The sequence below is a fragment of the Sphingomonas sp. NPDC092440 genome (genome assembly GCF_044754985.1).
Lineage (GTDB): Bacteria > Pseudomonadota > Alphaproteobacteria > Sphingomonadales > Sphingomonadaceae > Sphingomonas.
Genome location: NZ_JBIVQA010000013.1, coordinates 78381 through 93050, shown reverse-complemented (window position 1 = coordinate 93050; position 14670 = coordinate 78381). Strand labels below are relative to the sequence as shown.

Annotated in this window: 15 protein-coding genes; 8 read left to right on the top strand and 7 right to left on the bottom strand. The window is 68.5% G+C overall.

From position 1 onward, the window contains the following. The first annotated feature begins 42 nt into the window (after positions 1-42). The 3 genes from ACIQCS_RS19315 to ACIQCS_RS19305 all read left to right on the top strand — a co-directional run bounded on the left by ACIQCS_RS19315 (position 43) and on the right by ACIQCS_RS19305 (position 2264). Complete coding sequence (locus ACIQCS_RS19315) at positions 43-1200, top strand: MBL fold metallo-hydrolase (protein WP_345848851.1); 1158 nt, start codon at positions 43-45, stop codon at positions 1198-1200. A gap of 60 nt (positions 1201-1260) precedes the next feature. Next, a complete protein-coding gene (locus tag ACIQCS_RS19310; protein WP_345848849.1) occupies positions 1261-1689 on the top strand; it encodes a hypothetical protein in 429 nt (142 codons plus the stop codon). Positions 1690-1805: 116 nt separating this feature from the next. Continuing rightward, complete coding sequence (locus ACIQCS_RS19305; protein ID WP_345848847.1) at positions 1806-2264, top strand: hypothetical protein; 459 nt, start codon at positions 1806-1808, stop codon at positions 2262-2264. 43 nt (positions 2265-2307) lie between these two features. Here ACIQCS_RS19305 and ACIQCS_RS19300 read toward each other — a convergent pair whose 3' ends face one another. Together ACIQCS_RS19300 and ACIQCS_RS19295 are read right to left on the bottom strand one after the other, a co-directional pair. Further along, positions 2308-2877 carry a DUF3617 domain-containing protein gene (locus ACIQCS_RS19300; protein ID WP_345848845.1) on the bottom strand — a complete coding sequence of 190 codons (570 nt, stop codon included), beginning with the start codon at positions 2875-2877 and terminating at the stop codon, positions 2308-2310. Positions 2878-2982: 105 nt separating this feature from the next. Beyond that, on the bottom strand, positions 2983-3570 hold the full coding sequence (locus tag ACIQCS_RS19295; RefSeq protein ID WP_345848843.1) for a DUF3617 family protein: 588 nt from the start codon (positions 3568-3570) through the stop codon (positions 2983-2985). Between the two features lie 15 nt (positions 3571-3585). Between ACIQCS_RS19295 and uvrB the strand changes: the two genes are divergently transcribed. From uvrB to ACIQCS_RS19275, 4 genes are all read left to right on the top strand, one after another. Then, positions 3586-5778 (top strand): excinuclease ABC subunit UvrB, encoded by a 2193-nt coding sequence (uvrB, locus tag ACIQCS_RS19290; protein WP_345848841.1) that lies wholly within the window; start codon positions 3586-3588, stop codon positions 5776-5778. Between the two features lie 57 nt (positions 5779-5835). Further along, entirely contained in the window at positions 5836-7242 is a 1407-nt protein-coding gene (locus ACIQCS_RS19285) for a pentapeptide repeat-containing protein (RefSeq protein ID WP_345848839.1), read from the top strand. A gap of 88 nt (positions 7243-7330) precedes the next feature. After that, entirely contained in the window at positions 7331-7873 is a 543-nt protein-coding gene (locus ACIQCS_RS19280; RefSeq protein WP_345848837.1) for a hypothetical protein, read from the top strand. Positions 7874-7914: 41 nt separating this feature from the next. Next, the gene (locus ACIQCS_RS19275; RefSeq protein ID WP_345848834.1) at positions 7915-8064 is read left to right on the top strand and encodes a hypothetical protein; all 150 of its coding nucleotides are present in this window, start codon (positions 7915-7917) and stop codon (positions 8062-8064) included. 812 nt (positions 8065-8876) lie between these two features. On the opposite strand, the gene ACIQCS_RS19270 is transcribed toward ACIQCS_RS19275, so the two are convergent. From ACIQCS_RS19270 to ACIQCS_RS19260, 3 genes are all read right to left on the bottom strand, one after another. Then, positions 8877-9572, bottom strand: coding sequence for an HAD family hydrolase (locus ACIQCS_RS19270; protein ID WP_345848832.1), 696 nt, complete (start codon positions 9570-9572; stop codon positions 8877-8879). 59 nt (positions 9573-9631) lie between these two features. Beyond that, entirely contained in the window at positions 9632-11383 is a 1752-nt protein-coding gene (locus ACIQCS_RS19265; RefSeq protein ID WP_345848830.1) for a cellulase family glycosylhydrolase, read from the bottom strand. A gap of 85 nt (positions 11384-11468) precedes the next feature. After that, on the bottom strand, positions 11469-12221 hold the full coding sequence (locus ACIQCS_RS19260) for a TonB family protein (RefSeq protein WP_345848829.1): 753 nt from the start codon (positions 12219-12221) through the stop codon (positions 11469-11471). 124 nt (positions 12222-12345) lie between these two features. Between ACIQCS_RS19260 and ACIQCS_RS19255 the strand changes: the two genes are divergently transcribed. Next, positions 12346-12663 carry a hypothetical protein gene (locus ACIQCS_RS19255; protein ID WP_280279884.1) on the top strand — a complete coding sequence of 106 codons (318 nt, stop codon included), beginning with the start codon at positions 12346-12348 and terminating at the stop codon, positions 12661-12663. 10 nt (positions 12664-12673) lie between these two features. Here ACIQCS_RS19255 and ACIQCS_RS19250 read toward each other — a convergent pair whose 3' ends face one another. Both ACIQCS_RS19250 and ACIQCS_RS19245 read right to left on the bottom strand, forming a co-directional pair. Further along, the gene (locus ACIQCS_RS19250) at positions 12674-13735 is read right to left on the bottom strand and encodes a DSD1 family PLP-dependent enzyme (protein ID WP_345848828.1); all 1062 of its coding nucleotides are present in this window, start codon (positions 13733-13735) and stop codon (positions 12674-12676) included. Next, on the bottom strand, positions 13732-14562 hold the full coding sequence (locus ACIQCS_RS19245) for a GNAT family N-acetyltransferase (RefSeq protein ID WP_401531511.1): 831 nt from the start codon (positions 14560-14562) through the stop codon (positions 13732-13734). The genes ACIQCS_RS19250 and ACIQCS_RS19245 overlap by 4 nt, the downstream gene beginning before the upstream one ends. Positions 14563-14670: the final 108 nt, after the last annotated feature.

Genomic DNA, 14670 nt, shown 5'->3' with positions numbered 1-14670 from the left:
TCAAGCTTGAAGACGTGCGGATGCGTAACGACATGGTCGGCAATGCGCCTGGTCCGGATCGTCCTCGCCGTCTTGCTCTGGATCGCGGTGGCGCTGTGCCTTGTCGCCACGATCGCGCCCTTCTTCCTCGACCGCATCTATTATCAGGGGCCCGTGACCGGCCATTTCGACGGGCAGCGCTTCTTCAATCCCGACGGCGACGCGCTCGACATCTCCGCCGCCCGCCGCAACCGGCTGCTTCGGCAGCAGATCTTTGGCGACCCGACCCGGCCCGCCTGGCCCGCGCGCGTGGCGGTGACGCCGGCCAAGCCCCCGGCGCGCGTGGAGGGGGGCGAGATGCGCGTCACCTGGATCGGCCATGCCACGGTGCTGGTGCAGGCGGACGGCATCAACATCCTCACCGATCCGGTGTGGAGCGATGCCGTCGGCCCGTTCGGCATCGGGCCGCGCCGGGTTGCCGCGCCGGGCGTGCGCTTCGAGGACCTGCCGAAGATCGATATCGTCCTCGTCAGCCACAATCACTATGACCATATGGACCTGGCGACGCTCAAGCGGCTGTGGGATCGCGACCGGCCGCTGATCGTGACCTCGCTGGGGAACGACGCGATCATGGCCGCGGCCGGCGTGGAAGCGACGGCGCTCGACTGGGGCCAGGGGACCGCGCGGCGATCCGGCCCGGTGGTGACGGTGACGCGCAGCCACCATTGGGGCAGCCGCTGGTTCGTCGATCGCAGCCGGGCGCTGTGGTCGAGCTTCGTGGTGCATTTGCCGCACGGCAATTTCTTCTTCGCGGGCGACACCGGTCTCGGCGACGGCAAATGGCCGGCCGAAGCGGCGGCGCTCGGCCCGGTCCGCTTCGCCGTGATTCCGATCGGCGCGTTCCGCTTCGACGAGGGGCAGATGGCCAGCGGCACGCATATCGGCCCGCAGGACGCGATCCGCGTGTGGGACGGGCTGGGCCGGCCGAGCGCGCTCGCGGTGCATTGGGGCACCTTCCGCCTCTCGCGCGAGGGCTATGCCACGCCGCCGTTCATGCTGCGCGGCATGCTGCGCTGCGCGGGCGTGGATCCGGCCCGTTTCGCCGCGCGCCGGATCGGCGAGAGCTTCGCGGTGCCGCCGCTGGGCACGCCGCCGCCGCCGCCCGATTATGCCGCGCTCGGCCATTGCATCCAGGCCGGCCGGTTCGACGCGCTGCGCTGACTTTCCCGCATCGGCCGCACGGGTTAGGCTCGCAGCGTCTCTGAAGGGGGGAGAGGGAAGATGCGCAAGTTCGTTGCCCTGGCGGTGATCGCCGGGTTCGCCACCGCCGCCGCGCCGCTGCAGGGGCAGGAGGGCAAGACGCCCAATGGCGCGCGGGACATGATGCTGTCGCTGGGCAGCGGAATGAAGGGCAAGAAGCTCGAAAAGGCGATCGCCAAGGCCGAGCAGTCCCCGCTCGGCAGCGCGAAGAACCCGGTGCGCGAGAACAGCCCCGAGGGCGAGCGCGCCTATCTCGCCCGGCTGCGCTGCGCCGATGGCGCCGCGCCCGCATTCGACCGGGCCGGCAGTGTCGGCGCGGGCCCCTTCGGCTTCATTGTCGACCTCTACAAGGTGCGGTGCCCGGGCGGGGACGCAGTCGATGTGCATATCGACATGTATCATGATGGCGGCGAGAAGCGGGCAGTCCCGGGCTTCACCATCGTCGACTGAGCCGCGCCGCCACCGCCCCGCTCCGCGCGCCGAGCCGTGCGGCGAACGCATTTCAGGTGCTTGAAGGGACTGGGGGCACGGGTCTATCTTCCGGCGAATCCGGGAGGGGTCCCCCAGTGAACAACCGCGCGACGGGCGCCGTGCGACGCTATGATACGACGATCGACCGCGCCGGGCTCGCGCTCGGCGTGGGGAGCGTGTTCGCGGGCCTGATCGTGCTCGGGCTGCTGCTCCTCGGCGGCAAGCGGGATCCGCTCAGCCTGGCCGGCGGCTGGCTGATCGGCAGCCTGATCGCCGGCATCGCGATCACCGCGGTGGGCGGCCCGCTCTGGCTGGTGATGCACGTTGCCGGGCTGCGCCGCGCCCGCCATGCCGCCCTGGTCGGCGCGGTCACGGCGCTCGCCATCTTCGTCGGCGCGCAGACCTATGGCTTCGGCTTGTTCGAGATGCCGCCGATGGACAGCCGCGCCCTGTTGTTCCGCTGGATCAGCGCCGTCGCGTCGAGTGGGATCCTCGCGCTGTTCGCCGCGGGGATCGGCGCCCTGATGTGGCGCATCGCCTATCGCAGCGAATAGCCCGGGGGCTATCGCGCGCATTCCCCCGGGGCGCGGCCGCGGATCAGGCCTTGCATTCGCCGAGGCGCTTGCCGGTGAGCCGCAGGGTCATGGAAGTCGCCTTGGCCTGCCCCGTCGGGGTCTGGCGCTGGGTCATCGTCAGGTCGAAGGCGGTCGGCGTCTGGGTGCCGCTGAAGCTCGCCTGCGCCTTGCCCATGGGCGTGTCGCATTCCATCGCCGCATCCAGCTTGCCGCCGACGAAGCGATATTTGGAGAAGCGGCAGCCGGGCGCCATCGCGCCGAGCCTGGAGATGTCGAGCGGCTTGAGCTCATCGGTCTTGCGGCAGCCGCGCTCGGTGCGGGGCGGCTTGCCCACATCTTCCTGCATCTTGGCGGCAATCGCCTCGGGCATCGCGCCCGGCTCCAGCGCGACGAGCTGCATGCTGGTTTCCCACTGGCCCGGCTTGCCGGGCGCCTTGGTCTCCGCCGCGGCGGCCTGCTTGGCGACTTCCTCGACGCTGGCATTTTCCAGGCGGATATCGCCGGTGCGGCGAGCGCTCTCCTCGGTCGAGGGCCCCTGATTGCAGGCGGCGAGCGGGAGCAGGGCTCCGGCGGCGAAAATCGTCAGGCGCATGATGTCCCCCGGGGTTAGCGTATGCGCCAGCCACAGCGGATGTCGGGGGAGATTACAAGCCTGGATCGGTATCCGATCTGCCAAACCCAGATCCAGATGACACAGTCACGGTATGCAGTCTCCGATCCGCTTTCCGGTGACATGGATCAAAGTCACGGCCTCGATCTTGGCATTCGAGGTCTGTGTCAGGGTGATGCTTATGTCGTACGCCTCAGGAAGAGAGACGCCGGTCGCAGTGAGGTGCGCTCCTTTGCAAGTCATCTCGGCATTGATTTGACCGGCAACTGCCAAGAATTTTTGGAAGGAGCAACTTGAAGGGCCTGCTGCCAGCGTTAGTGGATCGAGCGGTGCGGGGGCATCCTTAAGGCACAGGCGCTTTATTCTGGGTTGTGCAGACGATTCGGGCCGAATTCTGCCTGCCGCCGCATGAGAGGTAGCTCCATCGATATATTTGACTCCGACGAAGCTGGTTTCCCAGTCACCCGCATGCAGCACCGAACGCAACCTCACCGCTTCCGTCTGCTGGATGACTTCCTCGACCGTGGCATTCTTCAACCGTATTTCGCCAGTCTGCCTTGCGCTCTCGATGGTCGAGGGCGTGTCCTGAATTCCGCTGAACGGAAGCAGTAAGCCCACCGACAGGCACAAAGAGCGCATCTCATCCCCCGGGGTTGGCGTATGGGCGAGCCACACCCCATATTCCGTCCGATGGCAATCCAGATTCGCACCAGCCTGGCCGAGCCCGAGACCGGGCAGAGCTTCGTGCCCCACCGTCCGCAGCGCCCGGAGAAGTCCGAGGGCGGCAGGTCGTTCAAGCTCGTCAGCGAGTATGAGCCCTCGGGCGACCAGCGTTTCGCGATCCCCGAGCTGGTCGAGCAGGCTCGGGCCGGCGAGCGCGACCAGGTGCTGCTCGGCGTCACCGGTTCCGGCAAGACCTATACCATGGCCAAGGTGATCGAGACGCTGCAGCGCCCGGCGCTGATCCTGGCGCCCAACAAGATCCTGGCCGCCCAGCTCTATGGCGAGATGAAGGGCTTCTTCCCCGAGAACGCCGTCGAATATTTCGTCAGCTACTACGACTATTACCAGCCCGAGGCCTATGTGCCCCGGTCGGACACGTACATCGAGAAGGAAAGCTCGGTGAACGAGGCGATCGACCGGATGCGGCATTCGGCGACGCGTTCGCTGCTTGAGCGCGACGACGTGATCATCGTCGCCTCGGTAAGCTGCCTCTACGGCATCGGCTCGGTCGAGACCTATTCGGCGATGATCTTCGACCTGAAGAAGGGCCAGACGGTCGACCAGCGCGAGATCATCCGCAAGCTCGTCGCACTCCAGTACAAGCGCAACGACGCGGCATTCGCGCGCGGTGCCTTCCGGGTGCGCGGCGACAGCCTGGAGGTCTTCCCCTCGCACTATGAGGACAGCGCCTGGCGCATCTCCTTCTTCGGCGACGATATCGAGGAGATCACCGAGTTCGACCCGTTGACCGGCGCGAAGGTGGCGAGCCTCGACTATGTCCGTGTCTTCGCCAACTCGCACTATGTCACGCCCGGGCCGACGATGAAGCAGGCGATGGAGGGCATCCGCCACGAGCTGACCGAGCGGCTGAAGGAGCTGGAGGGGGAGGGCAAGCTGCTCGAGCATCAGCGGCTGGAGCAGCGCACGAATTTCGACCTGGAGATGATCGCGGCGACGGGCAGCTGTGCCGGCATCGAGAATTACAGCCGCTTCCTCACCGGGCGCCTGCCCGGCGAGCCGCCGCCCACATTGTTCGAATATCTCCCCGAGAACGCGCTGCTCTTCGTCGACGAGAGCCACCAGACGATCGGCCAGATCAACGGCATGTCGCGCGGCGACCATCGCCGCAAGGTGACGCTGGCCGAATATGGCTTCCGCCTGCCGAGCGCGATCGACAACCGGCCGCTGCGCTTCAACGAATGGGAGGCGATGCGCCCCCAGACCGTCTATGTCTCGGCCACTCCGGGCGGCTGGGAAATGGAGCAGGCGGGCGGCGTGTTCGTCGAGCAGGTGATCCGACCGACCGGGCTGATCGACCCCCCGGTGGAGATCAAGCCGGTCGAGGAGCAGGTGCAGGACCTGATCCAGGAGTGCAAGGCGACGACGGCGAAGGGGTATCGCACGCTGGTGACCACGCTCACCAAGCGCATGGCCGAGGACCTGACCGAATATATGCACGAGGCGGGCGTGAAGGTCCGCTACATGCACTCGGATACCGAGACGCTGGAGCGCATCGAGCTGATCCGCGACCTGCGGATGGGGGTCTATGACGTGCTGGTCGGTATCAACCTGCTGCGTGAGGGCCTCGATATCCCGGAGTGCGGGCTGGTCGCGATCCTCGATGCCGACAAGGAAGGTTTTCTGCGCAGCGAGACCTCGCTGATCCAGACGATCGGCCGCGCGGCGCGCAACGTGGAAGGGCGCGTGATCCTCTATGCCGATCGCATGACCGGCAGCATGGAGCGCGCGCTTGCCGAGACCGGGCGCCGCCGCGAGAAGCAGCAGGAGTATAATGCCGAGCATGGCATCACGCCGGAGACGGTGAAGAAGAATATCGGCGACATCATCGCCCATGTCGCCTCGAAGGATCAGGTGACGGTGGAGATCGATGCCGATCGCCCGCACATGGTCGGCCACAATCTGCGCGCCTATATCGAGGAGCTCGAGAAGAAGATGCGCGACGCGGCGGCGAACCTGGAATTCGAGGAGGCCGGGCGTCTGCGCGACGAGATTCGCGCGCTGGAGGCCGAGGAGCTGGGCCTGCCCGAGGACCAGCGCAAGGCGCCGGTGATGGGGCGCAGCAACGAGGGCAAGCCGGGGACGCGCAAGACGCGCTACGGCAAGGTGCAGAAGAAATGGGGCGGCGGCGGCCGGCGCTAGACTCCTGAGCACGCCGCGATAATCCTGCCGTGCGATAGCGCGCGGAAGGGGGAGCGGATGGCCGGATGGAGGAAGCGCATCGCGCGCTGGTGGCTGGACGACCTGTTCGGCCCGCGGCACGAGGTCCGCTTCGCGCTTCGGATCAGCACCCGCCTCGCCTGGCTGCGGCTCCGCCTGTGGCTGCGGCGGCCCCGGGGGATGGGGCTGCGGCGCCATTGGCCCAAGCCGGTCGCGCTTGCGCTGGTCGGCATCCTGGTGCCGCTCGGCATCGCCGCCGTGCTTTCGCTGCTGTTTCCGCAGGAAGCGCGCGGCGTCGCCGCCGCCTTCCACCGCCTCTTCACCGATGCGGAGGCGCCGCGGCTCGAATGGCGCGAGGCGGCGCAGATCCTGCTGCTGCTGATCGGTGTGCCTTCCGCCTTCCTGCTCTGGCTGTTCCGCGACCTCAACGTCAACGCGACGCTCGACAACCAGCGCAAGGACGTGAACCTCAAGGAATTCCAGGAAATCCAGATGCGCGCCGCCGGCGCCATCGACGAGAAATTCCCCGCCGCCGCGCGCGAGACGCTGCAGATCGCCGCCCTGCATCAGATGCGTGCGTTCCTGCGCGGCGAATATGGCAAGAGCTTCCAGCGCCCGGCCTTCGAGCTGCTGCGCGCGCGGCTGGTCGCGAGCGCCGAAGCGACCGGCAGCAGCATCGTGGGGAACTGGCTGCAGGATTGGCGCGAGCGCTTCCGCCGGCTCGAGGGGCGCGCCGCGACCCGCGCCGTCGTCGAGATGAAGCGCGAGATCGCCGGCGCCCGGCGCAAGCTTCGCCCCTGCGCCATCGCCGCGGCGGAGCAGACCATCCTGAGCGAGGAATGGGAGGCGGTGCTTCGCGGCAGCCTGCCGCTCGCCGGATCCGCCTTCGATCGCATCCAGCTGGGGCGCAAGACCGTGCTTTCCGGGGCGAGCTTCATCGATTGCCGCTTCCGACTGGCGCGGCTGCGCTATGTGCATCTCGAGCGTGCCGAGCTGTCCGGCGCCTATCTGGAGGGTGCCTATCTGCGGGGGGCGCATCTCGAACAGGCCGTCTTTTTCTACGCCTATCTCGAATATGCCTCCTTTGTTGGCGCCAGTCTCGATCGGGCGTTGCTGCAGGGCGCCAGCGCGGCCGGCGCGCGGTTCACCAGCGCCTCGCTGCGCTTCGCGACGCTGGCCGATGCCGATCTGCGCGGCGCCTCCTTCTCGAACGCGGACCTGCGCGGCGCGGATTTCCAGGCTGCCGAACTCGCGGGCGCGAGCCTGAGAGGGGCGCGGCTGGAAGGCGCGAAGCTCGCCGATCAGGATGCGAGCCTGGTGGGCAATTGCGCCAGCGCCACGTTCGACGCCGCCACCGAGTTCGCGGCCGACTGGTCGATCCTTCCCGAAGGCGAGCGTGAGGCGGCACGCCTGCCCTGGATCGCACGGGGAATGCGGCGGGTCTGAAGCGCAATGCCGCGATAGAACGAAGCGGCGGGCCGTTTCGTCGCCGTAGCGGTTGAGCCGCCCGGGCACTTCCCGCATAAGGCCGCGCATGCGACGCCAGCTGCTCGTCTTCGCCTCCGCGCTCGCCATTGCGGGCTGCTCGGAAACGCCGCGCGTGGTGCCGCCGCCCGCGCCCGCGCCCAGGCCGGTTCCCGCGCCTGCTCCCGCGCCGGCCCCGGCGCCTTCGCCCGTGCCGCAGGGGCCGGACTGGCGCGACTGGCCGCTCACGCCTGGCGACTGGGTCTATCGCCAGGACGGTCGCGGCTCGGTCGCGTTCTTCGGCATGGCCGGCGGCGAGGCCGAACTGATCCTGCGCTGCGACGTCGGTGGCGGCCGCGTGGTGCTTTCGCGCAGGGGCGAGGGCGTGGCGAGCGTCACCGTGCGCACCACCAGCACGCTCCGCCAGCTCCCGGTCCAGCCGCTCCCCGGCGCCGCGCCGCGGCTCGCCGCCGATCTCGCCCCGTCGGATCCGCTGCTCGACGCGATGGGCTTCAGCCGCGGGCGGTTCCTCGTCCAGGGCAATGGCCTGCCCACGCTGGTGGTGCCCGCCTATGCCGAGGTGCTGCGCGTCACCGAGGATTGCCGCGGATAGGTCGCGCGGTCGCGCGCGTTCACGCCGCGAGGAGAAACGCGATGATCCGCAAGCTCAAGTCCGGCCAATACCGGCTCTATTCGCGCAAGCCCGATCCCGACACGCGCAAGCGCCGCAACCTCGGCACGTTCGGCACCCGCGCCGCGGCCGAGAAGCATGAGCGCGAAGTCCAGTATTTCAAGCGGCGCTAGCCCGGACCGGTCGTAACCGCCCGCATCGCGCCGCGCCCACACGGCATGTCTCGGAAAGCTGGGAGGAGGTCCGTCGCAACGGCATGTGGCCGGCTTCCCGGCCCAGAATTCCAGAATCGCTCAGAAAAAGATTTTATACAAGACTTGTTCTGCGACTCGCGGTGATTCAAATAGTTGGCGTGCCCTTTGAGGGTGCGTGCTTCTTCAACTAGCGAAAGGAGGTGATCCGATGTCTCATGGTTCAGCAATGGGGTCGGTTCAGTTCGTTCGGGAGACGCACCGCTGAGCGGATGGACGCGGTCGGAAGCCCTCCGATCGTAAGGCGCACGGGAGGTATCCTCCTCCAATCAACGGCGCCAGTCCGAAGCAAAGCGGTCCGCATGGTCTCCCGGGCTGGAGCTTCCGGCCGCTGACCATGTCGGAGGTCGCCGGGTCGTCGGGAGACGCCCCGGCGGCCTCTTTCATTTTGGGGATATCCGCGACGCGCGCCCTTGCGAGAGCGGGGGGCCTTCATTTGGGTGCAGCGCGAGGCCATCGTCCGCCAAGGCCCGGAGCTCCCATTCCCTCCTCCGTCATCCCCGCGAAGGCGGAGATCCAGGGTGGTCCGGGCCGTTTCCAGCAATCACGCGCATGCTTGCTGGAAACGGCAAAGCGGGCCTCGCGACTCTTGTCCCTGGCCCTGGACCCCCGCCTCCGCAGGGATGACGGACCTGGTTTCAAGGGCCGTTTGGGGCCTGTCCCCCAGGTTGAGAACCCAAGCAAGTATCTGATTTCCCGCCGGGGTGACGAAGCAAGAATATGAGTTCCCCAACCTAGCCGATGCGGTCGAGCCAGCCGGGCAGGTCGGCGAAGCGATCCAGCTGGGCGAAGCGCGGATGGTCGCTCGGCACCGCGGCGCGCTCGTGCGCCCAGGACAATTCGGGCGGCAGGAACGCGGCCCAGCCGCCGGCGGCGAGCACCGGCGCGATGTCGGATCGGATCGAGTCCCCGGCCATCCCGGCTCGCTCGGGCGCGACGCCGTAGCGGGCGAACAGGCGGACAAAGGTGTCCGGCGTCTTGTCGCTGACGATCTCGACGCCGTGGAACAGGTCGCCAAGCCCGGAGGCGGCGAGCTTGGCTTCCTGATGCAGCAGGTCGCCCTTGGTCACCAGCACCAGCCGCACACGCCCGGCCAGCGCGGCGAGCGTCTCGCCGACGCCGTCGAGCAGCTCGACCGGATGGGACAGCAGCGTGCGCCCAGCTGCCAGCATCGCGGCCACGCCCTCGCGAGTCAGCGCATCGCCGCACAGCTCGGTCGCGGTCTCGATCATCGAGAGCGTGAAGCTCTTGGCGCCATAGCCGTAGAGCCGCAGATTGGCGCTCTCCACCGCCTCGAGCCGCTCGCGCGCCACGCCTTCGGCCGCGAAGGGCGCCATCATCGCGACGAAGGCGCGCTCCGCTTCGTCGAAATGGCGCATATTGTGCCAGAGCGTGTCGTCGGCATCGAGGCAGAGTAGATCAAGCGGCATGGCCTGGCCCTAGCGCCGTCAGGCCCGGCGGGCCACGCATAAGATATGCGCAGCCACCCTCATCGCGCCGGCGTGAACGTCATCCTGCGCACCGCGCCGTCGAAGCTCTTCGCGCCCAGCACCAGCATGTTGTTGCCGTCGAGCAGCGTGACCCGGCCGGGCAGGCGCAGCGTCCGCCAGCCGGGCGCGGCGGGCACGTCGAGCGCCAGCGGCGTGCCGCCGTTCAGCGTCAGCGCCAGCGTGCCGCCCTTGCCGGACTGCACTTCGACGTCGACCGCATAGCCGCCGCCGCCCTCGGCGGAGAGCGAATAGCGCAGCCATTCCCCGGGCACGAAATCGCTGACATAGAGGTACTCACCGTCCGCGCGGGCGATGTCGACGCCGTCGTTGCGCCAGGTGCGGCCCTTGTTCCACGCGGTCCGCGCCTTGCCGGTGGAGACATGGTAATTGGCGTCGTCCGTGTCGCTGTATGCGACGCCCGCCGGGCCGATGTCATAATCTACGGCGTCGATCGCACCGCCTGCCGCCGTGACCAGCAGCGGCGCGGAAGGGCGCGGGCTTGGATCGTGCGGCTGGCGCAGCATCGCGTCGACCACGTCCTGGTGGAACAGGTTGTTCTCGTGCCGGATGTCGTGGCGGGCGAGCTGCATCAGCGTGGCATAGGCTTCCTCGCCGCTCGGACGCGGACCCTTGCCGCTCCAATAGGCGACCAGCCTGGCCCAGCCGGGATTGGGGACGATCTCGTACGGATTGTTGAAGCCGATCTTCTTCAGCGGCCAGAAGGCCCAGCCGATGCCGTGCCGCTCGACCAGGGAGATCGCGTCGCGGAACCAGACATTGGAATTCTCTCCCGATTCCCCCAGCCAGAGCGGCATGGCGTAGGTCTTGCGCAGATCGAGGAACGGCGCGATCGACGCTTCGTCGTTGAGGTTCCAATATTTGTGGAAGCTGAGCGCGGTGTTCGTGTCGGCGAAGGGCAGCAGGCCGGCATAGTTGTTGCCCCAGCAATTGCCCTCGATGATGAGCATGTGGCGCTTGTCGACTTCGCGGATCGCGGCGGCGATATCGGTGTAGAGCTGCTTGAGCGGGGCGTTGCCGGTCTCCTTGCAGCCATGGTCGCCGCCCGGGGCGGAGAAGTCCCAGTTCGGCTCGTTGAGCAGGTCGTATGCGCCGATCCCGGGCTCATTGGCGTAGCGCGCGGCCAGCTTGCGCCACAGCGCGATCGTCTTGCGGCGATTCTCCGCGCTCTGCCACAGCGCGGGCCTGGCGGGATCGCGATCGGCGATGGGCAGGTCGTTGCCCTGGCCGCCCGGCGCAGCGTGCAGGTCGAGGATCAGGTACATGCCGTTCGCCTTGGTCCAGGCGAGCAGCGTGTCGATGCGGCGGAAGCCGTCCTCCAGCCAGCTGTCCTGGCCCGGCACCGGCTCCTTCTCCGCCGGCAGGGTGAGCAGATTGTAGTGCATCGGCAGGCGGACGGAGTTCATGCCCCAGCGCGCCATCATGTCGATGTCCGCCTTGCGGGTGTGGTTGTCGAGCCAGGCCCGGTAGAATTCCGCGGTCTTCTCCTCGCCGATCAGGTCGGCGATCGCCGCGCGGATGCGGTGTTGCTGGCCCGATCCCAGCTGGCCGAGCTGCAGCATATAGCCTTCCTGCAGCATCCAGCCGCCCAGCCCCATGCCCCGCAGCAGCACTTCCCGGCCGCTCTCGTCGACGATGCGGGGCCCATCGGCGCGCAGAAAGCCCTGCGCGGAAGCTGGCAGCGTTGTCATCATCGCGAGCGGGGCCAGCAGGGCGAGCGCGTGCTTCTTCATCCGGGCGGCCTCTCTGTTCGATTTTGGCGGAGGGTAGCGCGGGGTCGGGCCGGGATCGAGCCGGATTCGTCCTGAGCGGGCGCGTTCAGGGGCCCGGCGCGCGATCCGGCCGGTCGTACAGCTCCCATAGCTGTTCTCCCGTCACCACGTCCGCATAGGGCCTGCCGTTCGCATCGCGGCTCGGCGCATAGCGGAAGCGTTTCCGGATCAGCCGGCAGGTCGTCTCGTCGAGATCGGCATTGCCGCTCGATCGCGTCACCTGGCAGTCGGTCACGCGCCCGTTCACGCCCACCGTGAAGCGCAGCCCCACCGTGCCGCTCGCGCCGGCCTCCGCCGCCGCCTTCGGATAGTCGCGCCCGCTGATATGGCCTTCGAGCAGCCGCAGCACCGTGCCGCCCCCGCCGCCCGACCCGTCGCCGCTGCCGCCCGAGCCCGTGCCGGTGCCGGATCCGCCGGCACCCGTGCCCGGCCCGGCCACGGGCGCGCTGCCCGAATGCGCGTCATTGCCCTGCATCGGAAGCGTCGCCGCGGGAAGTGGCTGGGGCTGGGGCGTCTTCACCGGCGCCGCCACTTCGGTGGCGCGGGAAACCAGATTGGGCGGCGCCGCCTTGCCCGATTCCCGGGGGGCGCGGGGTTTCGGCTTCGGCGTGGCTCGCGGCTCCGGCGGCGGCGGCGGCGGCAGCACGAAGCCCACCAGCCGCATCGCGGGCGTGGGGACGAGATGCAGGCTGACTCCCAGCCCGCGCATCAGCAGCCAGACGAGCAGCGCCACCAGCGCCAGCGCGCCCAGCGCGCTACCCAGCCGCTCGCGCGGGGTCGGGATGCCGGCGCCTGTCATGCCGCGGACAATGCGCCGGGTGCCGCGAACGATCCCGATGAACGCAATGTTGTTTTCGGTTCATGCAACCGCCGGCTGTCCGGCAAGTTGTCTGCACATTGGTTTCGAGGAAGGAATGGAAATCATGCGCAAGCTCATCGCGGCCACCGCCGCTCTCGCACTGGCCATGCCGGTTGCGGTCATTCCGACCGCGCCTGCCCAGGCCCAGTCGCACTACAAGGGCAAATCGTCCAAGTCGCGCACCTATTACAAGAAGTGCCGCCGCTCGTCCGGCACGGCCGGTCTGGTCGGCGGCGCCGCGGTGGGCGTGCTCGCCGGGCCGGCGATCATCGGCCACGGCCTGCTCGGTGCCGCGGTGGGTGGTGTCGGCGGCGCGCTCGGCGGCCGGGCGGTAGATCGCAGCATCACCGCCAAGAAACGCTGCTATTATGTCCGCCGATAGAGGCCGGCTGCTAGGTGGAGCGGCCGCGCGCGGTCACCGGCCAGGCGCCGGTCACCGTGCCGCCCTCCACCAGATGATAGAGATCGTACAGATTCACCGTCGGGTCGCAGTGCGGGGGCACCAGCGTGACGCGTTCCGCCAGGCCCGGCAGATCCTCGCCGATCAGCGCACCCTGCTCGTCGCCCATGAAGGCGTAGCGCGCGGTGCCTGACGCGGGCACGGGCACCCCGGCATCGGTGGCGAAAGACTTCAATCCCGCATCGATCGTCACCATGCCGGGCGTGTTCGCGCTGACCACGGTGGCATCCACCCATAGGGCCTGCTCGAAGCGCGGGCCGGCCAGCTCGCAGTCGCGATACTCGCGATCGAGGAAGAGATAGCTCCCCACCTGCAGCTCGGTGAGCACGCCCAGCTCCGCGTCGATCGCAAAGGTGCCGGTGCCGGCTCCCGTCACTACCGGGATCGTAAATCCCGCCGCCGCCAGCGCCGCCAGCACGGTGCGCAGATAGTCGGTCTTCGCCACGATCGCCGCATGCCGGTCGGCATAGCTGGCGATATGCTGTTCCGAGCCGCAATAATATTGCACCCCGCCGAGCGTCAGCCCCGCCGCGGCGATGGCCTGGGCGAGCGCCACCGCGGCTTCGGGCGAAGTCACGCCGGTGCGGTGCTTGCCGGGGTCGACGTCGATGAAGAGCGTCGCGCCGCAGCCGGCCAGCGCGCGCGCCGCTTCCGGATGGTCTGCCACCACCGAGAGCCGGATCTTCGCCGCCAGCGTCGTCAGCCGGGCGATACCGCCCCGAGTCACCACCGGCGAGGTCAGGTGGATGTCGCCCACGCCGTCCGTCGCGAGCGCCTCCGCCTCGCCCAGCTTGGCGCAGCAGAGGCCCACCGCGCCTGCCGCGATCTGCCGCCGGGCGATCTCGCCGCTCTTGTGCGTCTTGGCGTGGGGCCGCAGCGCCAGGCCCCTTGCGCGGGCGAACACGGCCATCGCCGTGATGTTGCGGTCCATCGCCGCGACGTCGAGCAGCAGCGCGGGCGTGGCCAGGTCGGCGCGGGGCAGGGGGAAGTTCATGCCGCAACCCTGTCTGGCGCTGCGGTCCGGCGCAAGCTCGGCCAGCGATATCGCGGCTTGTCGAGCCGCAGCCACACCGCCTCGATCGTCTCGCCCGTCTCATGCGTGAGCGAACCGCGCCCAATCTCGCCGAAGCCGCATCTGCGCACCATCGCCAGGCTCGCTGCGTTGCGCGTGTCGGTGGCGACGAACAGGGCGGGCACGCCGCTCGCAAAGGCATGGGCGACGAATGCCGCCAGCGCCTCGCCGCCATAGCCTTTGCCGCCTTCGGCATCGAGGAGGATATAGGTGACCCAGGGCCATCGCCGCGCGCCGATCATCCCGATCACTTCGCCGTCGCGCTCGATGACGAACTCGTCGCGTTTCTCCGGATCGGCTTCCGCATCCGCGAGCCAGCGTGCCGTCTCCTCGATCGACCGGTGCGGTGCCTGGCCCCAGTATCGCAGGGTCGGCGGATCGGTGAGGATCGCGTGGAATGCAGTCACGTCGTCGGGACGGGCGCGGCGCAGCACCAGCCGGCGCGTGCGCAATGCCTTCACGGGCGCCAGCGGCACCGCGAAGCCGAAATGGACGGCGATCCATAACAGCCCCAGCAGGCAGACCATGACCGGCACGCCGCTTCCACCCACCCAGCCGTTCATCTGCCTGGCGACGATCTGGTCGGCCAGGTGATCGATATGGCGGGCGGATATGCTCGCGCCGATGGCCTTGTGCAGATGCTGCACCGCTTCGTGATGCAGCCAGAGCGAGATACCCCATAGCGCCAGCAACGGTCCCCCGACCATCAGCGCCAACCGCCCGAGCCCCCGTTTCAGCCGTCTATTCACCGCTTCTGCCTAGCAAAGCGCGGTGCGGCTTCCAAAATGGGATTCCATCGGCCAACACCGCGCCATGTGGAGTCGCGGGCTTTGCGCGTCCTTTCCTTCCCGAAGGAG